This is a genomic window from Pseudomonas sp. LAMO17WK12:I10, assembly GCF_900215185.1.
Taxonomy (GTDB): Bacteria; Pseudomonadota; Gammaproteobacteria; order Pseudomonadales; family Pseudomonadaceae; genus Aquipseudomonas; species Aquipseudomonas chlororaphis.
Map to the genome: position 1 here is coordinate 154,183 of NZ_OBDX01000008.1, position 19,869 is coordinate 174,051.

The 19,869-nt window shown below is 63.0% G+C and carries 15 protein-coding genes; 14 read left to right on the top strand and 1 reads right to left on the bottom strand.

Features of this window, described 5'->3' with window-relative positions:
- Positions 1–27: 27 nt before the first annotated feature.
- The 3 genes from CRO75_RS11790 (at position 28) to CRO75_RS11800 (ending at position 2,049) form a co-directional block, all read left to right on the top strand.
- The gene (locus tag CRO75_RS11790) at positions 28–1,341 is read left to right on the top strand and encodes an S-type pyocin domain-containing protein (protein ID WP_097135434.1); all 1,314 of its coding nucleotides are present in this window, start codon (positions 28–30) and stop codon (positions 1,339–1,341) included.
- Complete coding sequence (locus tag CRO75_RS11795; protein ID WP_097135437.1) at positions 1,338–1,586, top strand: bacteriocin immunity protein; 249 nt, start codon at positions 1,338–1,340, stop codon at positions 1,584–1,586. Before CRO75_RS11790 ends, CRO75_RS11795 begins: the two co-directional genes overlap by 4 nt.
- A 124-nt stretch (positions 1,587–1,710) precedes the next feature.
- Entirely contained in the window at positions 1,711–2,049 is a 339-nt protein-coding gene (locus CRO75_RS11800) for a hypothetical protein (protein WP_097135439.1), read from the top strand.
- 100 nt (positions 2,050–2,149) lie between these two features.
- Here CRO75_RS11800 and CRO75_RS11805 read toward each other — a convergent pair whose 3' ends face one another.
- Positions 2,150–2,362: a hypothetical protein gene (locus tag CRO75_RS11805; RefSeq protein ID WP_097135441.1), complete on the bottom strand. Its 213-nt coding sequence runs from the start codon at positions 2,360–2,362 to the stop codon at positions 2,150–2,152.
- 35 nt (positions 2,363–2,397) lie between these two features.
- On the opposite strand from CRO75_RS11805, the gene CRO75_RS11810 reads away from it, so the two are divergent.
- The 11 genes from CRO75_RS11810 (at position 2,398) to CRO75_RS11865 (ending at position 19,869) form a co-directional block, all read left to right on the top strand.
- Complete coding sequence (locus CRO75_RS11810; protein WP_097135443.1) at positions 2,398–3,603, top strand: hypothetical protein; 1,206 nt, start codon at positions 2,398–2,400, stop codon at positions 3,601–3,603.
- 419 nt (positions 3,604–4,022) lie between these two features.
- Positions 4,023–4,976, top strand: coding sequence for a D-2-hydroxyacid dehydrogenase family protein (locus CRO75_RS11820; protein ID WP_097135447.1), 954 nt, complete (start codon positions 4,023–4,025; stop codon positions 4,974–4,976).
- Between the two features lie 486 nt (positions 4,977–5,462).
- The gene (gene glgA, locus CRO75_RS11825; RefSeq protein WP_085530958.1) at positions 5,463–7,031 is read left to right on the top strand and encodes a glycogen synthase GlgA; all 1,569 of its coding nucleotides are present in this window, start codon (positions 5,463–5,465) and stop codon (positions 7,029–7,031) included.
- A 13-nt stretch (positions 7,032–7,044) separates the two neighbouring features.
- Positions 7,045–8,841 (top strand): malto-oligosyltrehalose trehalohydrolase, encoded by a 1,797-nt coding sequence (gene treZ, locus CRO75_RS11830; protein ID WP_097135448.1) that lies wholly within the window; start codon positions 7,045–7,047, stop codon positions 8,839–8,841.
- Positions 8,838–10,931 carry a 4-alpha-glucanotransferase gene (gene malQ / locus CRO75_RS11835; protein WP_097135450.1) on the top strand — a complete coding sequence of 698 codons (2,094 nt, stop codon included), beginning with the start codon at positions 8,838–8,840 and terminating at the stop codon, positions 10,929–10,931. The genes treZ and malQ overlap by 4 nt, the downstream gene beginning before the upstream one ends.
- Positions 10,928–13,720, top strand: a complete 2,793-nt coding sequence (locus CRO75_RS11840; protein ID WP_097135452.1) for a malto-oligosyltrehalose synthase — start codon at positions 10,928–10,930, stop codon at positions 13,718–13,720. Before malQ ends, CRO75_RS11840 begins: the two co-directional genes overlap by 4 nt.
- Before the next feature lie 21 nt (positions 13,721–13,741).
- Complete coding sequence (locus CRO75_RS11845) at positions 13,742–14,098, top strand: DUF2934 domain-containing protein (protein ID WP_097135454.1); 357 nt, start codon at positions 13,742–13,744, stop codon at positions 14,096–14,098.
- Positions 14,099–14,211: 113 nt separating this feature from the next.
- Entirely contained in the window at positions 14,212–16,380 is a 2,169-nt protein-coding gene (gene glgX, locus CRO75_RS11850) for a glycogen debranching protein GlgX (protein ID WP_097135457.1), read from the top strand.
- Positions 16,381–16,672: 292 nt separating this feature from the next.
- Positions 16,673–17,428: a PIG-L family deacetylase gene (locus CRO75_RS11855; RefSeq protein WP_007926788.1), complete on the top strand. Its 756-nt coding sequence runs from the start codon at positions 16,673–16,675 to the stop codon at positions 17,426–17,428.
- A 93-nt stretch (positions 17,429–17,521) separates the two neighbouring features.
- Positions 17,522–18,322, top strand: coding sequence for an endonuclease/exonuclease/phosphatase family protein (locus tag CRO75_RS11860; protein ID WP_097135459.1), 801 nt, complete (start codon positions 17,522–17,524; stop codon positions 18,320–18,322).
- Between the two features lie 491 nt (positions 18,323–18,813).
- Positions 18,814–19,869 carry an autotransporter outer membrane beta-barrel domain-containing protein gene (locus CRO75_RS11865; RefSeq protein WP_097135461.1) on the top strand — a complete coding sequence of 352 codons (1,056 nt, stop codon included), beginning with the start codon at positions 18,814–18,816 and terminating at the stop codon, positions 19,867–19,869.

Consider the following 19,869-nt stretch of genomic DNA (forward strand, 5'->3'; position numbering starts at 1 on the left):
TTATGGACAATGCGGAAGCGAACACGGATGAGCGGCTACGTCTCCAATGGCCCGAAGGGTTATCGCAATAAGGGCGTTGAACCTGTCGATATCGGCGCCCAACGCTGGGCAGAATATCCAGACCTACCGCCAAAAGCAGAAGAAAAGCCCAACACTGTCGGATGCACCTTTACCAAACCCTGCAAGCTCCCTGACGGGGTTATCAATTACGCAACTCGTGTCATCCCCACCGATGCCATCAAAGAGTTCGGCGAATTCGCCTTGTTGGGTGGCCGTGAAACCGATGCTTCGGGGAATATCAAGCTCGGCAAGATCAGCGGAAGCATACCGGCGTCACTAGGAACACTTGCGCTTGGTGGAAAGGCTCTTGCCTCTGCCGGAGCGTCCTGTGGCGGTCTATGTACTGCTGGAACGGTTGCTACTGCTGGAGCTGCTACAGGGGTTGGCACTGGGGCGAGTGTTGTTACTGGTGCATTGGCGGGCATGGTTGCACTGCTCTGGCCATCGAGCTTGGGCGATAGCAGTCTGTACACACCCGAACAGCTCAAGGTACTCAAGGTAGGCCGCACACGTGTCCGGTTGCATGTAGAACAGCAGGCCGACGGTACGCTGAAAGGTTACGGATACAACACCGAGAAGCGCACCGATTGGGAGATGATTCCTGTAGTCGAGTTTGTTGCTCAGGGTCAGCAACAGGTGGCTGACTTCGGAGACGGGGTGACCCTGATCTGGACGCCAGCTGTTGACCCCTCCAGCACGTCAGGTATCCCGCCGTTAGAAGCTGCACCACAGACTCCACAAATCTGGATTTATCCGCCCACTGAGCGAGCGGACAACATCATCGTCAACCCGATCTACCCGCCCGAGTATAAAGACTTCATTTTGGTCTTCCCGATTGGCTCTGGAGTCCAGCCGCTATACATCGTGATAAATGTCCGCAAGAAGCCCGGTACTGTCACAGGACAAGGGCAGGACGTGACAGGCATCTGGTTAGCCGGAGCTGGGGCAGGACTCGGTGCACCGATACCGTCGCAGATTGCCGATCAGCTACGCGGACAAAAGTTTAAAAGCTTCGATGATTTCAGGGCCGCCCTCTGGACTGCCGTAGGTAACGATCCTGAGCTACTCGCTCAATTCAAACCCACCAACCAAGGCTGGTTAGCGAAGGGTAATTCGCCTTTCGTGCCCAAAGCGGAACGCAATGGCAAGAATGGTCGCTATGAGCTTCACCACATAGAACACATTCAACATGGCGGCGCCGTCTATGATGTTGATAACCTCTCCGTTGCGACTCCAAAACGCCATGCTGAAATTCACAAGGAAGACCGGCAAAAATCATGAAAAGCGCATTCAGCGAGTACACAGAAAGCGAATTCGTAGCCCTGCTACAGCGCATCATTGACCACGATGGCACCGAACCGGAAGTGGACGAACTGGTGTACCTCTTTGAAGAAGTCAGTGAGCACCCTGCCGGTTCCGATCTGATCTTCTACCCGGAAGACGGGGCGGATGACTCAGCGGCGGGCATTACCCAGACGGTTAAGAAATGGCGGGCAGATAACGGAATGCCGGGCTTCAAGAACTGACTCAGAGCTCTGCATGCACACTGAAATCGACCTCTACGCCACATCTCCCGCGTTTTCATTGAGCAGCGTGATGTTACTGACCGGTTGATTCGCTCTCGTCCCTAGACAAAAGGAGTTATGTCAGATGCCTGAGTTGAAAATGATGTTAGGCGGAATCATGTTGGCGGGCATCGCCGGCTGCACTGGCGCTCAGATGGTTTCCTCGCCTGACTCAGGGGCAGCGTATGCACCAGTTAATGAAGGGACACGATTAGGAGTGATCAAGTACCTCAATGATGGTGCGGACACCGTTCGCAAAATGCGTCGTGAAGATGCTTACAAGCAGATGCATGCAGCCTGTAAGGGAAGATATAGGATTGAGAGCGAAGGGAGTAACCCTGAAGGCGGGACAGCCTTCACTTCGGGGAGTGGCACCTATTGGGCACAGTCCAACTACTGGTATATCCAATTTTCCTGCGTCTAATGTACGACCTGCACTGGCCCCTCTAGGGATCACCTTGCAGGTGAGGCGGGATTGGTAGACTGGCGCCTACGCTTGTAATGGACTGTCTTGCTGGCTGCTATTACTCGAGTATCTTACCAGTAATGATGAATGCCGATGGCCCATACTTCTTTAGGAAGGCTTCACCCTCAGTTATGGTTAGATACTGCGTCTTCACCTTTACATCTGACAGCTCAACACTCTGATCTTTAGCCTCCTTCCTAGCCAATTGAAGGGTTATCTTTTCAAGAATATCAACAGCTAGCACTTCACCAGCACTAATCTCATGATCCAAGATAATTTAACTATCACAGCAACAAGGAAATCATGATGGACAATGAAGATCAGAATTACTTCCTCAGATTAGAAGCAATTCACCCTAAACTATTAGCCAATATCTTGATTGAGAAGCGCCAACCCAAAGGTTTCAAGGGCTGGATACTCAAAAATGAAATTAGACCCGTAGATATATATTGCTATCTCTATGCCAAGTACGGCCCTCCTAATGGCTTCATGAATTTCTTAAGGAATGACTCCTCTGACAATCTTATACACTGGGAGTGGACCTTAGTGAATGATGACGGAATGGTCATGATTCAAGGTCATAACTACCGCACCGAGGTTCAATTTCTAGGAAACTTCGAGCGGCCGGAGATAACCAAATCAAACTTGATAGCACAAATCAAAGGCGACCTTAGGAACTACGGGAAGCGAATGACGGCCATTCGTACTCAGCTTGAAAAGTGGATTGAGTTTGTAAACCCTTTTGAGAGCATAGAGTCAACCATTGAAATCCAAATCAAGAAATTGAGAGAACTGAACCTGTCGCCTGCTGATGATAAAGTGCACACCCCTACCTCACATGAGGAAATGCAAACCTACCAACAGAGATTTTCTGCAATGGCAGAAAAGTACACATTTGGCACAGGACTTGCTTTTGGATTGCGTTGCATGCTTCCTGTTCTGGCCGAAACCTTTATCCACCTCTTAATATTCACACTATCTACGAAAGAACTAAGAAACGATGAGACGAAGTATAGAGAATTTGTTTCGGACACAATTTCGAATCACCTTCAACTTCTACATGCCAACTGCCAAGGCTTTGAACAGCCTGTCGACCATTCACACATTGCATGCCGAAATTTCTATCAACTGATGAATGATAGAAATGATTTGCTGCATGGAAATTTTAATATCAACAAACTGAAGACAGGTGAGGTGTACTTCTACGGCAAAGTGCCGATAATGTACGAGTACGGCGACATGTGGCAAAACACACTTGGCACAAGAATTGAGAGCGTCAAGCTTGAGCACATTGAATCAAACCACTCAAGGGTCAAAGATTTTATTGCATACTTGATTTCACTGCTAGAACCCAAGTTCAGAGAGCAGATCGAAATCATCATGAGCGTGCGTGATCTTGGGTACAACGAAAAATTGAACCGTTTAGGCGTACTTTTTTCTCCAAGAGCTACAGAAGGCTTTATGTTCTTTGAAAGTGAATTTCTGAAAGCCGAAACTCAACCGAGCAAATGAACCATCCCATGACTATTCCCCCTTCACTACCCTATGGGAGAAGTCGCTATTGACTCGATATTATCGTCCGAGTTGAACACAGAAGGGATGGTACCTGCCAGAGAATTCAGCCATCACATTTTAGCTCTTCTGCTTGGCTGCTGTCTTTACATAAGAGCATTGTGCTTCCAGACTTCATCCGCTCTCCCCTTAACCTTTGGTAGATACTCTCTTGAGGTAGCCTCGCTCCTGTTTATAATCAGACACGCCCAATTCTTTGAAGATCAAGTCTGAATACTCGTACTTAAGGTCTGCGTCTAGCCACGGCTGAACCATAGACTGTTGACGCTCTAAGCTGCTGCCCTTGAGCTGTTTACCTGTTGAGAATCGGATATAACTAATGGTCTTGGGTACATTGATGCGTTTTCCCCGGAGCCTTCATGAGTGTGCAGATCGCGGTAATCGATGATTGGCAGGACGTCGCCCGTGACGTCGTCGACTGGTCGGTGCTGGCGGGCATCGGCCAGGTCAGCTTTATCCATGACTACCCCAGCGACATCGCCGCCATGAGCGAGCGCCTGGCGCCGTTCGAGGTGATCTGCGTGATGCGCGAGCGCAGCCGTTTCGACGCGGCCCTGCTGCGCAGCCTGCCGCGGCTCAAGCTGCTGCTAACCGGCGGCATGCGCAATGCCGCCATCGACCTGGCCGCCGCGACCCGCCTGGGCATCCAGGTGTGCGGCACCGACAGTTACAAGCACGCGGCGCCGGAGCTGACCTGGGCGCTGATCATGGCCCAGACCCGCAACCTGCTCAGCGAAGCCAGCGCGCTGCGCGCCGGCCTCTGGCAACAGGGACTGGGCGGCGACCTGCACGGCAAGACCCTGGGCATTCTCGGCCTGGGCAGCATCGGCCAGCGGGTGGCGCAGTTCGGCCAGGTGTTCGGCATGCGGGTGATCGCCTGGAGCGAGAACCTCACCGCCGAACGGGCCGCGGCGGCCGGCGTGACCTACGTGAACAAGCAGCAGCTGTTCGAACAGGCCGACGTGCTCTCGGTGCATCTGGTGCTCAGCGAACGCAGCCGCGGCCTGGTGGACGCCCAGGCGCTGGCCTGGATGAAGCCCTCGGCGCTGCTGGTCAACACCGCCCGCGGGCCGATCGTCGATGAAGCGGCGCTGATCAGCGCCCTCGAACGCGGGCGCCTGGCCGGCGCGGCGCTGGATGTGTTCGAGCAGGAGCCGCTGCCCCTCGATCATCCGTTTCGCCGCCTGCCCAACGTGCTGGCCACGCCCCATGTCGGTTATGTCAGCCAACAGAACTACCGGCAGTTCTTCGCCCAGATGATCGAAGACATCCAGGCCTGGGCCGCCGGCCAGCCGATCCGCCAGTTGGGCTGAACCACGCCAGGGCATTGCGCCAGCACTGCCCTGCACCATCATCGAGCGCCGGCGCATTCGCCCCGCACCGCTCCCTTGCAGCCTCTCACCGTTTTCGCGCCAAGGCGAAAAGGCCTCGCCCCCGGCCGGTGCGCGAGACTGCCTTTCGTCGGCTTTATTCCGGGGCAGCGCAACCTTCGCCCCGAGAAAACCTAATCGTCACGCCCGCGCTCTAACTTCTGTCCTAGACTGGAATTCGAAAAGTGACCGGACAGTCACTCCCAGGGAAATAAAGTCGAAACTTTTGGCTCACGCCTTGGGTCAGGTTAAAGGTAGGGCCTTCGCGACTGGTGCAATCCTTGCAACGGCCCCTTCACCCTCTTTGCGTCGACGCATGAGGCTGCGTTCGGCTTTCGCATGCGCAACGTTTTTGTGCCCGGCCAGCGGATTGGCCTTTTGACACCGCCGGCAGATGCCAGGAACAGATCAATAAAACGGGAGAAACAGATGACCAGTGCCGTATTGCAAACCCAGGGAAAGCATCCTCTGCCGCTGGCCGGTGAAACGGTCTCCACATCGATTCTCGCCCCTGGTGGCAAGACGTCACTGCCCTTGATCCGCCACAACCCCAATCGCAAGAAGGTCCTGTTCGTCACTTCGGAAATCGCCGACCTGGTCAAGACCGGCGGCCTGGGCGACGTCTCGGCCGCCCTGCCCCGCGCCATGGCGCACTTGCACGATGTACGCCTGCTGATCCCCGGCTACCGGCAGGTGATGCACAGCGAAAACCCGATTCATATCATTGGCGAGCTGGGCGGCCACGCGGCCCTGCCAGCCTGCAAGATCGGGCGCATGGACATGCCCGACGGCCTGGTGATCTATGTGCTGATCTGCCCTGAGCTCTATGAGCGCGAAGGCTCGCCCTACGGCGCCAACAACGGCCGCGACTGGCCGGACAACCATATCCGCTTCGCCCGCCTGGGCCTGGCCGCCGCCGACATCGCCGCCAACCTGGCGCAGATCCACTGGTGCCCGGACCTGGTGCACGCCCATGACTGGCCCGCCGGGCTGGCGCCGGCCTATATGCACTGGCGCGGGCAACGCACGCCGACCCTGTTCACCATCCATAACCTGGCGTACCAGGGCGTGGTCAGCCTGGCTTCCTGCCCGGAGCTGGGCATCCCCGAACATGCCCTGCAACAAGAAGGCATGGAGTTCTACGGCAAGCTGTCGTTCCTCAAGGCCGGCATGGCCTACGCCAGCCACATCACCACCGTCAGCGCCACCTATGCCCAGGAAATCACCACCCCGGCCTTCGGCTGCGGGCTTGACGGTTTCCTCGCCAGCAAGACCCAGCAAGGCCAGCTCAGCGGCATCCCCAACGGCATCGACGAAAGCTGGGACGCCGCCACCGACCCGCACCTGTCCACCCCCTTCGCCATCGGCGACTGGCAAGGCAAGGCCGCCAATGCCGCCCATGTGCGGCGGATGTTCGGCCTCGACCCCAGCAGCGGCCCGCTGTTCGCGGTGGTCTCGCGCCTGGTCTACCAGAAAGGCCTGGACCTTACCGAAGGCGTGGCCGAGTACATCGTCAAGTCCGGCGGCCAGATCGCCATCATCGGCCGCGGCGAGCCGGAGGAAGAACAGGCCATGCGCGCCCTGGCCGCGCGTTTCCCCGGGCGCATCGGGGTGAACATCGGTTTCAACGAAACCGACGCCCGGCGCATGTTCGCCGGTAGCGACTTCCTGCTGATGCCTTCGCGCTACGAGCCCTGTGGCCTGAGCCAGATGTACGCCCAGCGCTTCGGTTCGCTGCCGGTGGCGCGCAATACCGGCGGCCTGGCCGACACCATCGAGAACGGCGTCACCGGTTTTCTGTTCGACGAATCCACCGTGGCCAGCTACCAAGAGGCCCTGGGCCGCGCCTTCAAGGTGTTCGCCTATCCGCAGTTGCTCAACGCCATGCGCTGCCGGGCCATGGCCGCGCCCTTCAACTGGTGCAAGGCGGTGGAACCCTACGCCGAACTCTATGAACAGCTGGTGGCCAAGGCCTTGGGAAAATCGGCCAAACCCTGAGAGGGCACCCTGGATGCCGTCAAGGACTCTGGAAACCTGGCCCCACGGCGCTACTGCGCTCGATACCGAGCGCACCCGCTTTGCCCTCTGGGCGCCGGACGCACAGCACGTCAGCGTCGAACTCGAAGACGGCGTGTCGCTGCCCATGCAGCCCCAGGCCAACGGCTGGTTCATGGTCATCGGCCAGTGCCCGCCCGGCACCCGCTACCGCTTTAAGATCAACGATGACCTGCGCGTCCCCGACCCGGCATCCCGGGCCCAGGACGGCGACATCGACGGCCCCAGCCTGGTGGTCGATCCCCGGGCCTATCGCTGGCGGCACCCGCACTGGCAAGGCCGGCCGTGGCACGAAGCGGTGATCTACGAGCTGCATGTGGGCGTGCTCGGCGGTTACCGCGCAGTGGAAAAACACCTGCCGCGCCTGGCCGAGCTGGGCATCACCGCCATCGAGCTGATGCCCCTGGCGGAGTTTCCCGGCGATCGCAATTGGGGCTACGACGGCGTCCTGCCTTATGCGCCGGAAGCCTCCTACGGTTCGCCCGACGACCTCAGGCACCTCATCGACAGCGCCCACGGCCTGGGCATGGCGGTGATACTCGACGTGGTCTACAACCACTTCGGCCCCGACGGCAATTACCTGCACCACTACGCCAAGGCCTTCTTCAGGGAAGACCGGCACACGCCCTGGGGCGCGGCCATCGACTTTCGCCGCCAGCCCGTGCGCGACTTCTTTATCGACAATGCCCTGATGTGGCTGCTGGAGTACCGCTTCGACGGCCTGCGCCTGGACGCCGTGCATGCCATCGACGACCCGGACTTCCTGCATGAGCTGGCACATCGGGTGCGCCGCCGGATCGACCCGGCGCGGCACGTCTGGCTGACCGTGGAAAACGAGTACAACCAGGCCAGCCTGCTGGAGCAGCACTTCGACGCGCAGTGGAACGACGATGGCCACAACGCCCTGCATGTGCTGCTCACCGGGGAGACCGACGCCTACTACGCCGACTTCGCCGAGCGCCCCACCGAGAAACTGGCGCGCTGCCTGAGCCAGGGGTTCGTCTATCAGGGCCACGTCACCCGCCACGGCACCCCTCGCGGCGAACCCAGCAGCCATTTGCCGCCCAGCGCCTTCGTGCTGTTTTTGCAGAACCACGACCAGATCGGCAACCGCGCCTTCGGCGAGCGCCTGGTGCGCCTGGCCGAGCCACAGGCATTGCAGGCGGCCACGGTGCTGTTGCTGCTGTCGCCGATGATCCCGCTGCTGTTCATGGGCGACGAACTGGCGGCGCCGCAGCCCTTCCTGTTTTTCACCAGCCACCACGGCGAACTGGCGGACGCGGTGCGCGAAGGCCGGCGCGACGAATTCGCCGCCTTCAGCGCCTTCGCCGATCCGCATAAACGCGAGCAGATTCCCGACCCGAACGCGCCGGACACCTTCCTCGCGTCGAGGCCGCAGGCGGACCCGGCCCAGGGCGAGCAGACCCTGGCGCTGTATCGCCAACTGTTGCAACTGCGCCGCGAGCACATCGTGCCCTACCTGCCCGGCGCCGAAGCCCTGGGCGCCGAGGTGCTGGCCGAAGGCGCGCTCTGTGCCCGCTGGCGCCTGGGCAATGGCCAGGAACTGCGCATCGACCTCAACCTGAGCCCGCACAATGTCGAGCAACAGCCGCCAAGCGCGGCGCAGCGCCTGTTCGAATACCCGGCCCAGGCGTTCGAGAGGTTGCGCCAAGGCACTCTCGCCCCCTATAGCGCGCTGGTCAGCCTCGGCACAGTCGCCCCCACGCCAGACCTTGACGGAGAACACCCATGAGCGACGCGCAACTGGAAATCCTCGCCAGCCGGGCCGGCCTGGCCGTCGACTGGATCGACGCCAACGGCCGCCCGCAACGGGTCGAGCCACGGGTATTGCGAGCCGTGCTGGCCAGCCTCGGCCATCCGGCCGACAACGACCGGCAGATCGAAGCCAGCCTGCGCCAGCTGCTACAGGTGCAGCAGAGCCGGCAACTGCCGCCGCTGCTGACCGCCGACGCCGGCCTGGGCCTGGACCTGGGGCATTACTTCGCCCCGGACACGCCCTGCGAAATCCACCTCGAAGACGGCGGCGTGCTCAACCTCAGGCTGGACGCCAACTCCATGCTGCCGGGCCTGGTGCCGGTGGGTTACCAGGAGGTGAGCATCGCCGGCCAGCACTTCACCCTGGCCGTGGCGCCCGAGCGCTGCTACAGCGTCGCCGACGCCGTGGACCAGGCCACGCCCCGCGCCTGGGGCCTGAGCGTGCAGCTGTATTCCCTGCGCCGCAGCGGCGACGGTGGTTTTGGCGACACCCAAGCGCTGGAAGACCTGGTCCGGGTCGCTGGCGAACGGGGCGCCGAGGCCGTGGCCATCAGCCCGCTGCACGCCATGTTCAGCAGCGACACCGACCGCTACAGCCCCTATTCGCCGTCCAGCCGGCTGTTTCTCAACAGCCTGTACGCCGCGCCCGGGACCATTCTCGGCGAGCGGGCCTGGCGCAGCGCGATCGATGCCAGCGGCCTCGGGCCGCAACTGCAACAGCTGGAACAACAGCCGATGGTCGACTGGCCGGTGGCGGCCCAGGCCCGGCAGAAAGTCCTGCGCGCGCTTTATGACGGCTTCTGCCAGGGCGAGCATCCGCTGCACCAGGACTTCGCCAGCTTCCGCCATGCCAGCGGCGAGGCCCTGGAAAACCATTGCCGCTTCGAAGCCATCCAGGCCCAGCGCGCGGCCCGTGGCGAAAGCCTCGACTGGCGCGAATGGCCCGACGCCTGGCGCACCCCACGCAGCCCGGCGCTGGCGCAGTTCGCCGAGGAGCACGCCGCCGATATCGGCTTTTATGCCTTCTGCCAATGGCTGATCGCCCGTTGCCTGGAGCGCGTGCAGGCCACCGCCCGCAGCAGCGGCATGGGCATCGGCCTGATCGCCGACCTGGCGGTGGGCGCCGACGGCGGCGGCAGCCAGGCCTGGAGCCGCCAGGACGAACTGCTGGCGGCGCTGACCGTCGGCGCGCCGCCGGACATTCTCAATCGCCAGGGCCAGGGTTGGGGCATCTCCGCCTTTTCCCCGGAAGGCCTGGTGCGCAACGGCTTCCACGCTTTCATCGAAATGCTCCGGGCCAACTTCGCCCATGCCGGCGGCCTGCGCATCGACCATGTGATGGGTTTGCAGCGGCTGTGGGTGATCCCCCTCGGCGCCCCGCCCTGCGACGGCGCCTACCTGTATTACCCGGTGGACGACCTGCTGCGCCTGCTGACCCTGGAATCACACCGGCACCAGGCGATCGTCCTCGGCGAGGACCTCGGCACGGTGCCCGACGGCCTGCGGGAAAAACTCAGTGCGCGGGCCATGCTCGGCATGCGCGTGCTGCTGTTCGAGCAGGAGCACGGCACGCATTTCCGGCCGATCCTCGACTGGCCGGACAACGCCCTGGCCACCACCAGCACCCATGACCTGCCGACCCTCAACGGCTGGTGGCAAGGCCGCGACATCGACTGGAGCGCACGCCTGGGCCTGGTGGACGAAAGCGGCGAAACCCATTGGCGCGAACATCGCCAGCGCGAACGTGAAGGCCTGCGCCACGCCCTGAGTCGCGACCCGCAGAACTTTCGCGAAGCTCCCCACATAGCCACCCACGAAGCCGACCAGGTACTGGACGCCAGCGTGCGTTTCCTCGGCCATACCCGTGCACCGCTGGTGCTGCTGCCCCTGGAGGACGCCCTGGGCATCGACGAACAGGCCAACCTGCCCGGCACCCTCGACAGCCATCCCAACTGGCGTCGGCGCCTGGCCGGCAGCAGCGCAGCCTTGCTCGACGACCCGGACGCCGCGCGCCGCCTGGAGCTGCTGGCCTGCGCCCGGCAACAGGCCCACGAGCGCGACCGATGAAGGATTCCACGCACCACAGCCCGCCCATGCGGGCGACCCTGCGCCTGCAGTTTCATCGCGGCTTCACTCTCGACGACGCGGTGCCGCTAGTGCCCTACTTCGCCCGCCTGGGCATCAGCCACCTGTACGCGTCGCCGCTGCTGTGCGCCCGCGCCGGCTCGATGCACGGCTACGACGTGGTCGACCCGACCCGGGTCAACCCCGAGCTGGGTGGCGAGGCCGCCCTGGAGCGCCTGGTCCGCAGCCTGCGCCAGCACGACATGGGCCTGCTGCTGGATATCGTCTCCAACCACATGGCGGTCGGCGGCGCGGACAATCCCTGGTGGCAGGACCTGCTGCGCTGGGGGCGCCTGAGCCCCTACGGCGAATTTTTCGATATCCAGTGGCACTCCCCCGACCCCTTGATGGAAGGCCAGTTGCTGCTGCCGTTCCTCGGCAGCGACTACGGCGTAGCCCTGCAGGAAGGCGCGCTGAGGCTGTGCTTCGATGCCGAACGGGGCGAGTTTCATGTCGAGCATTACCAGCATCATTTCCCGATCTGCCCCAGCGACTATGGCGAACTGCTGCGGCTCCAGGGCGAGACCGACGCCGCGCCGGCCGAACGCCTCAAGCCACTGGCCGATGCCTTCAGCACCCTGCGCTACCAGCCCGACGCCCACACCCAGGCCGGGCCCTTGCAACAGCAACTGCAGGAAGCCGCCCATGAACCGCAGGTCCGCGCGGCCATCGAGCAGCACCTGGCGCGCTACGATTCACGCCAGCCGCAGGGTTTCGCCCGCCTGCACGCCCTGCTGGAGCAGCAGAGCTACCGCCTGGCCAGCTGGCGCACCGCGGCGGACGACATCAACTGGCGGCGCTTCTTCGACATCAACGAACTGGGTGGGCTACGGGTCGAGCGCCCGGCGGTGTTCGAGGCCACCCACGGCAAAATCTTCCAGTTGATCGCCGCCGGCCTGGTGGACGGGCTGCGCATCGACCATATCGACGGCCTGGCCGATCCCCGCGGCTACTGCCGCAAACTGCGGCGCCGGGTCGACGCCCTGCGCCCCGGCCAGCACTTGCCGATCTACGTCGAGAAGATCCTCGGCGCTGGCGAAACCCTGCGCCGCGACTGGGGCGTGGACGGCAGCACCGGCTATGAATTCATGAACCAGCTGTCGCTGCTGCAACACGACCCGCAAGGCGCCGCCCCCCTGGCCGAACTCTGGAGCCGGCACAGCGAACGCCCGGCGGCCTTTCTCGAAGAGGCCCGGCTGGCGCGCCAGCAATTGCTCAACGGCTCGCTGGCCAGCGACTTCGAAAGCGTGGCCCAGGCCCTGCTGCAAGTGGCGCGCAACGACGTGATGAGCCGCGACCTGACCCTCGGCGCCATCCGCCGTGCCTTGCAGGAACTGATCGTGCACTTCCCGGTGTACCGCACCTACATCGGCGCCTGCGGGCGCTCGGCGGCGGACGAGGGGTTTTTCCAGCAGGCCCTGCAAGGCGCCCGCGACACCCTGGGCGAAGCCGACTGGCCGGTGCTGGCCTACCTGCAACAGTGGCTTGGCGGCCGCGGCTGGCGCCAGCTGCCACCGGGGCGCCCGCGCAAGGTGCTCAAGCATGCCTGCGTGCGCTTCCAGCAACTGACCTCGCCGGCGGCGGCCAAGGCGGTGGAAGACACCGCGCTCTATCGCTCGGCGGTGCTGCTGTCACGCAACGACGTCGGCTTTTCCACCGAGCAGTTCTGCGCTCCGGTGGAAGACTTCCACGCCGCCTGCCGCGAACGCCTGGAGGCTTTCCCCGACAACCTGCTGGCCAGCGCCACCCACGACCACAAGCGCGGCGAAGATGCCCGCGCGCGCCTGGCGGTGCTCAGCGAACTCAGCCCCTGGTACGTCGAACAGGTGGAACATTGGCGCGGCCTGGCCCAGGCCCTGCGCAGCGATCCCCAGGCGCCCGCTGCCGGCGACGAACTGATCCTCTATCAGGCCCTGCTCGGCAGCTGGCCACTGGAACTGCACAGCGACGACCGCCAGGGCCTGCAAGACTATGCGCAGCGCCTCTGGCAATGGCAGGAAAAAGCCCTGCGCGAAGCCAAGCTGCACAGCAGCTGGGCGGCGGCCAACGAGGCCTATGAAAGTGCCGTGCACGACTTCATCGAGCGCCTGTTGCTCAGCCCCGAGGGCCTGCCGTTGCGCAGCGCCATAGGCACAGCCGTCCAGGTCATCGCGCCCGCTGGCGCCCTCAACGGCCTGGCTCAATCCTTGCTGCGCATGACCGTGCCCGGCGTGCCGGACCTGTATCAGGGCAACGAGTTCTGGGACTTCAGCCTGGTGGACCCGGACAACCGTCGCCCGGTGGATTTCGCCGCCCGACAGCAGGCTCTGGACCCTTGCGGCGAAACCATGGAACTGTTGGCCCACTGGCGCGACGGGCGCATCAAGCAGGCCCTGATCGCCGCCACGCTGGCGCGCCGGGGCGAATACCCGCAGCTGTTTCGCCGGGGCACTTACCAGCCGCTGCCGGTACAGGGCCGACACGCCGACAAGGTGCTGGCCTTCATGCGCGAACACCAGGGCCAGCGCGCCGTGGTGATCGTGCCCAGGCTGGTCGCCGGGCTGCTGGAAAGCGGCGCGCAACCCCGGGTCGACGCGCCGGATTGGGGCGATACGCGTGTGCATCTGCCATTCGCCGCGCCAGGACAAAACCTGAAGGGACTTTTTTCCACGGGGGCAGTCACACCCCACAAGGATCTGATGATCAGCAGCGCATTGCGGGATTTCCCGGTCAACCTCTTCATCCAAACTTGAGTTCAGTTCAGGAGCATTGCGATGAGTACCGACGACAAACGCATTCGTGAGTTCGCCTACCAAATCTGGGAATCGGAAGGCCGGCCCGACGGCCAGGAACACCGGCATTGGGAAATGGCCCGCAAGCTGGCCGAAGCCGAGGCCCTGGCCCCGAGCAAGCCGCCCAGGGCGACCCGTGCCGCCAGCGCCAAGCCTGGCAAGCCCGCGGCAAAGCCCAAGGCCGTCGCCAAACCCGCGGCGGCAGCACCCCTGGTACCTCCTGGAGAAAGGGTGCCTCCTGGAGAAAAGCGGCCTCCCGCAGAAAAAGGATTGCCACCCGGGAGCAAAAGCAGCGCGGCGAAAAAGCCGCGGGCACCGCGCAAGCCAGCGGCCAGCTGACGCCTCTGCCGCGAGGCGTTCGCGCCACCCTCCACTGCCGACCTTGCCCATGTGCGTGGCGCACCCGAGCGCCACAGGGAGCCCATTCGCCCATCTGATTCGCAGGAGCACCCATGACCACCGCCAAAGCAGCCGCCACGCCGAAAACCCCGCAAGCCACCGAGCCCTCGCGCATCCGCGAAGGCCTGCCCTTCCCGCTCGGCGCGACCTGGGACGGCCTGGGGGTCAACTTCGCCCTGTTCTCGGCCAATGCCACCAAGGTCGAGCTGTGCCTGTTCGATGCCACGGGCGAAGTCGAGCTGGAGCGCATCGAACTGCCGGAATACACCGACGAGATCTTCCACGGCTACTTGCCCGACGCCCACCCCGGGCTGATCTACGGCTATCGGGTGCATGGCCCCTACGACCCGGCCAACGGTCATCGCTTCAACCCCAACAAACTGTTGATCGACCCGTATGCCAAGCAACTGGTGGGCCAGCTGAAATGGTCCGAGGCGCTGTTCGGCTACACCATCGGGCACCCCGACGCCGACCTCAGTTTCGACGAGCGCGACAGCGCGCCCTTCGTGCCCAAATGCAAAGTGATCGACCCGGCCCACACTTGGGGCCACGATCATCGGGTCAGCGTGCCCTGGGATAAAACGATCATTTATGAGACTCACGTGCGCGGCTTCACCATGCGTCATCCCTCGGTGCCGGAGGCGGTGCGCGGCACCTTCGCCGGGCTGATGGTCGACGACGTGTTGGAGCACATTCGCAAGCTTGGGGTGTCGTCGGTGGAGCTGTTGCCGATCCATGCCTTCGTCAACGACCAGCACCTGTTGCACAAGGGCATGACCAATTATTGGGGCTACAACAGCATCGCCTTCTTCGCCCCCGACCCGCGCTATCTGGCCAGCGGCAAGATCGCCGAATTCAAGGAGATGGTGGCGCACCTGCACGAAGCCGGGCTCGAAGTGATACTCGACGTGGTCTACAACCACACCGCCGAGGGCAACGAACAAGGCCCGACCCTGTCCATGCGCGGCATCGACAACGCCTCCTACTACCGCCTGAGGCCCGACGACAAACGCTTCTATATCAATGATTCCGGGACCGGCAACACCCTCGACCTGAGCCACCCCTGCGTGCTGCAGATGGTCACCGACTCGCTGCGCTACTGGGCCACGGAAATGCATGTGGACGGTTTTCGCTTCGACCTGGCGACCATTCTCGGGCGTTACCACGATGGCTTCGACGAGCGCCACAGTTTCCTCGTAGCCTGCCGCCAAGACCCGGTGCTGCGCCAGGTGAAGCTGATCGCCGAGCCATGGGACATCGGCCCCGGCGGTTATCAGGTGGGCGGTTTCCCGCCGGGCTGGGTGGAATGGAACGACAAGTTCCGCGACACCGTGCGCGCCTTCTGGAAAGGCGACGACGGCCAGCTCGCCGACTTCGCCGCGCGCATGACCGCCTCCGGCGAGCTGTTCAACCAGCGCGGCCGGCGGCCTTATACCTCTGTCAATTTCGTCACCGCCCACGACGGCTTCACCCTGCATGACCTGGTGTCGTACAACGACAAACACAACGAAGCCAACGACGAGGACAACCAGGACGGCAGCAACCACAACCTGTCGTGGAACCACGGTGTCGAAGGCCCCACCGACGACCCGCAGATCAATGCGCTGCGCCTGCGCCAGATGCGCAATTTCTTCGCCACCCTGCTGCTGGCCCAGGGCACGCCGATGCTCGTCGCCGGCGACGAGTTCGCCCGCACCCAGCACGGCAACAACAACGCTTATTGCCAGGACAGCGAAATCGGCTGGGTCAACTGGGACCTGGACGAGGACGGCAAGTCGCTGCTGAAGTTCGTCAAGCGCCTGGTCAAGCTGCGCATGACCTACCCGATCCTGCGCCGCGGACGCTTCCTGGTGGGCAACTACAACGAGGATATCGGAGTCAAGGACGTCACCTGGCTCGCCCCGGACGCCAGCGAGATGACCATCGAACAATGGCAGGACAATCACGGCCGCTGCCTGGGCATGCTGCTCGACGGCCGCGCCCAGGAAACCGGGATACGCCGCCCCGGCGCCGACGCGACCCTGCTGCTGGTGGTCAACGCCCATCACGACATCGTCAACTTCAGCCTGCCGGAAGTGCCCGACGGCGGCTTCTGGACCTGCATGATCGACACCAACCAGCCCTCGGTGAAAGGCCAGGAACGCTTCGAGTTCGGCCACCGGTACTCGGTGACCGGGCGCTCGCTGCTGCTGTTCGAACTGCAGCACGAGGATGACGATTGAGCAGGTCATTGGCCATTTGCCGGATTGCATGACGGGCAGTGGCCAGCCCATCAGACATATGTACGATGGTGCCGGATATCCATTCCCCGCTATCTTGAACAGCTGAGCGTCGCCATCGGAAAAAATCGCTGCCCCCTGCGATGGTGGCCAATGGCTGTGTATGATTGAACGCTCTTGCAGGACGGCAATCCAAGGTATGGAGCGCCGGCACCCGGACCGATACCGGGTGCGAACCCAAGCGGCCCGGTCCATCACCGCGCGCCGACTGCCCCGGAACAAGGATGTGACACCCATGAGATCCATACCCCTGAGCGACAACTGGCCGGAGCAGGTCTGGAACGGCGCCCGCCAACTGCTCGACGTCCCCTCCATCAATCTTGCCAGCCTGGTGCCGCCCGGATTTCGCGCGGTGGTCATCGCCCCGCACCCCGGCGACGAAGTGCTGACCTGCGGCGGCCTGCTGCAGGTACTGGCCCACCATGGCCATCCGCTGCAACTGATTTCCATCACCGACGGCAGCGCCAGCCACCCCGGCTCCGACCTGTGGTCGGAGCGGCGCCTGAGCGTGTTCCGCCCCCAGGAAAGTGTCGAGGCCCTGCGCCGCCTGGGTTTGCCCCTGCACAGCCTGCAGTGGATTCGCGGCGGCTTTGCCGACAGTGGGCTGCAGGAACGCGAGCATCAGTTGAGCCAGTTCATTGGCCGTTACCTGCGCCCCGATGACGTGGTGTTCAGCACCTGGCGCGAAGACGGCAACGACGATCACGACGCCGTCGGCCGGGCCAGCGCCAAGGCCGCGGCCCAGGCCGGCGTGGCGTTCCACGAAGTGCCGGTGTGGGCCTGGCACTGGCCGGCGCGCGATGAACAACTGCTGCCCTGGCATCGCGCCCGCAAGTTGCGCCTCGACACCTGGACCGTGGCCCGCAAGCGCCACGCGGCGCATGCCTATGCCAGCCAGTTGCAGGGCGATCCGGGCATCGGCCTGGCCCCGACCCTGACGCCGGTGGTGCTGGAGCGGCTGCGCCAGTCCTACGAAATCTTTTTCATGTAGGCCTGCCCCGATGCAGACCGGCCGGGGGAAAACCTGAACTGACCGGCAAAGTGTCAGTCGCATGAGTAACCGCCCTGATTACGAGGAGTGAGCGTGAGCACCGATTCAACCAGGCGTCCGGTCACGTCGGCAGCGCCAGACGAAACCCCGGCGATCCATCGCCTGCGCATCCTGACCGTCAACACCCACAAGGGCTTCACCGCCCTGAACCGCCGTTTCATTCTTCCGGAATTGCGCGACGCGGTCCGCAGCACCCAGGCCGACCTGGTGTTTCTCCAGGAAGTGCTGGGCGAGCACGACCGCCACGCCAGCCGCTACGGCAACTGGCCCCAGCAGTCGCAATACGAGTTTCTCGCCGACAGCATGTGGAGCGACTTCGCCTACGGGCGCAACGCGGTCTATCCCGATGGTCATCACGGCAACGCCCTGCTGTCGAAATACCCGATCCGCCAGTACCGCAACCTCGATGTCTCGATCACCGGCCCGGAGCGCCGCGGGCTGTTGCACTGTGTGCTGGATGTACCGGGGCATGCCGAAGTGCACGCGATCTGCGTGCACCTGAGCCTGCTGGAAAGCCATCGCCAGCTGCAACTGGCGCTGTTGTGCCAGTTGCTCGAGTCGCTGCCGGACGATGCACCGGTGATCATCGCCGGCGACTTCAACGACTGGCAGCTGCAGGGCAATGCCACCCTCGCCCGCCGCGACGACCTGCACGAAGCCTTCGAACGCCACCATGGCAAGCCGGCCAAGACCTACCCGGCACGCTGGCCACTGCTGCGCCTGGACCGCATCTACCTGCGCAACGCCAGCAGCCACGCACCGAGGATTCTCGGGCACAAGCCCTGGACTCACCTGTCGGATCATCTGCCGCTGGCGGTGGAAGTGCACCTCTGATGCCTTCGCCCAGGCATCGCGGATCATCTGCCTGGCGGCTAACCAGGCCACTCTCGCGTCTCCGGCAACCGCGGTCGCCGGCCTGATGGACGAAGCGTCCAGCGCGCTGGCCAAGGCCTGACGCGGCCCTTGGCCCAGGAAAATCCCCGACTCGCCCGCAAAGGACGAGTCGGTAGTGGGCTACCGAAAATCGCTTTTCCCCGCCTCTGCCGACGTTTTTCCGCACAAACAAGAACTTAGAGAATCACGTTTTTTCAGTCGGTTACACCGCCTGAATTACCTACGCCATTGGTCGGTCATTTTCTTGACGATCGCGGAGTCGTCTCCTTAGCTACAGCTTACTACCCCCGGAAATACAACCAGGGGCAAGCCTCGGATACCTGCTCTAGAGCGGGTCGCCGAGCCTTGCCTCAACGAACTCGGTCGCCCCTCATTCGGGGTAGGAGAGACGCCACGGCGAGACACGGCATGCGATTGCAAGGTAGCCCTCCATGAAAACCTCACTCACCCCACAAGAGATCAAGATCATTCTGTGCACAGTTTCCGCTTCGGTATTGCTGTGTTCTTCCATGGAGGTACAAGCGTCCCCTGCCGAGGACGAGGCGCAGCTCTGGTATCGCCAGGACCTGCTCCTGAACCGCCTGTTGACACCCGCGCCCTCCGCGACGCCCATGCCGGCCAGCCAGCCCCTGGGCAACAGCCTGGGTATCGTGCAAGGCAGCCCGCAGGTCTGGGACCCGTTGTACGGGCCCGCAGCGCGGCAGACCGACGCCGGCTACCTCGGTTCGCGTTTTGCCAGCAGCATCAACGGCACGCCCGGCGGCCCGGTGCTCTACACCCTGGAAAGCAGCAGCGGGCATACCCAGCGCATCGGCCTGCTGGGCGGCCAGAGCCAGTTCCAGGCCAACGACCAGGGCGTGCCCCGCGGTTTCAGCGACCCGCGTAACGATCGTTTCAGTGTCCAGGGTCAAAGTCTTGGCGCGTTCTGGAGCCTGACCGGTCCGCAGGGCTGGCACGTCGATCTGTCGGCCAGCGGCGCCCGGGTCAGCGGCTTCAGCCGCACCGAGCAAGGCCAGCGGCAAGCCGCCGAAGGCAGCGCGGTGACCCTGTCGGTGCAAGGCGGGATTCCCATCGGCATCAGCGACAACTGGGTGGTCGAACCCCAGGCGCAATTGATCAACCAGCGCGTCAGCCTGGACAACCCGAACGCCGACAGCAGCACCCGCTCCGCCGGCAACCTGAACGCCTGGAGCGGCCGCGTCGGGGCCAACTTGCAAGGCCGTTATGACATCGCCGGGCACTCGGTGGAACCCTATGTGCGCACCAGCTTGTGGCACACGGTGTACAGCGGCGACACCCTGACCCTGGACAAGGTCGACAAGATCAGCAGCAGCCGTAAGTCCTCCACGGTTGAAGTCGGCCTGGGCCTGGTGGCCAGGCTCACCCCCGCCGTCAGCCTATATGTAAGCGCCGACTACAGCAGCGACGTGGACGACAACGACCTCAACGGGCTGATCGGCAGCCTGGGTGTGCGGATGCGCTGGTAA

What these genes read in the sequence shown, in the direction of transcription:
- CRO75_RS11790 (WP_097135434.1), top strand. Translation starts at nt 28, where the DNA reads ATGAGCGGCTACGTCTCCAATGGCCCGAAGGGTTATCGCAATAAGGGC.
- CRO75_RS11795 (WP_097135437.1), top strand. Translation starts at nt 1,338, where the DNA reads ATGAAAAGCGCATTCAGCGAGTACACAGAAAGCGAATTCGTAGCCCTG.
- CRO75_RS11800 (WP_097135439.1), top strand. Translation starts at nt 1,711, where the DNA reads ATGCCTGAGTTGAAAATGATGTTAGGCGGAATCATGTTGGCGGGCATC.
- CRO75_RS11810 (WP_097135443.1), top strand. Translation starts at nt 2,398, where the DNA reads ATGGACAATGAAGATCAGAATTACTTCCTCAGATTAGAAGCAATTCAC.
- CRO75_RS11820 (WP_097135447.1), top strand. Translation starts at nt 4,023, where the DNA reads ATGAGTGTGCAGATCGCGGTAATCGATGATTGGCAGGACGTCGCCCGT.
- glgA (WP_085530958.1), top strand. Translation starts at nt 5,463, where the DNA reads ATGACCAGTGCCGTATTGCAAACCCAGGGAAAGCATCCTCTGCCGCTG.
- treZ (WP_097135448.1), top strand. Translation starts at nt 7,045, where the DNA reads ATGCCGTCAAGGACTCTGGAAACCTGGCCCCACGGCGCTACTGCGCTC.
- malQ (WP_097135450.1), top strand. Translation starts at nt 8,838, where the DNA reads ATGAGCGACGCGCAACTGGAAATCCTCGCCAGCCGGGCCGGCCTGGCC.
- CRO75_RS11840 (WP_097135452.1), top strand. Translation starts at nt 10,928, where the DNA reads ATGAAGGATTCCACGCACCACAGCCCGCCCATGCGGGCGACCCTGCGC.
- CRO75_RS11845 (WP_097135454.1), top strand. Translation starts at nt 13,742, where the DNA reads ATGAGTACCGACGACAAACGCATTCGTGAGTTCGCCTACCAAATCTGG.
- glgX (WP_097135457.1), top strand. Translation starts at nt 14,212, where the DNA reads ATGACCACCGCCAAAGCAGCCGCCACGCCGAAAACCCCGCAAGCCACC.
- CRO75_RS11855 (WP_007926788.1), top strand. Translation starts at nt 16,673, where the DNA reads ATGAGATCCATACCCCTGAGCGACAACTGGCCGGAGCAGGTCTGGAAC.
- CRO75_RS11865 (WP_097135461.1), top strand. Translation starts at nt 18,814, where the DNA reads ATGAAAACCTCACTCACCCCACAAGAGATCAAGATCATTCTGTGCACA.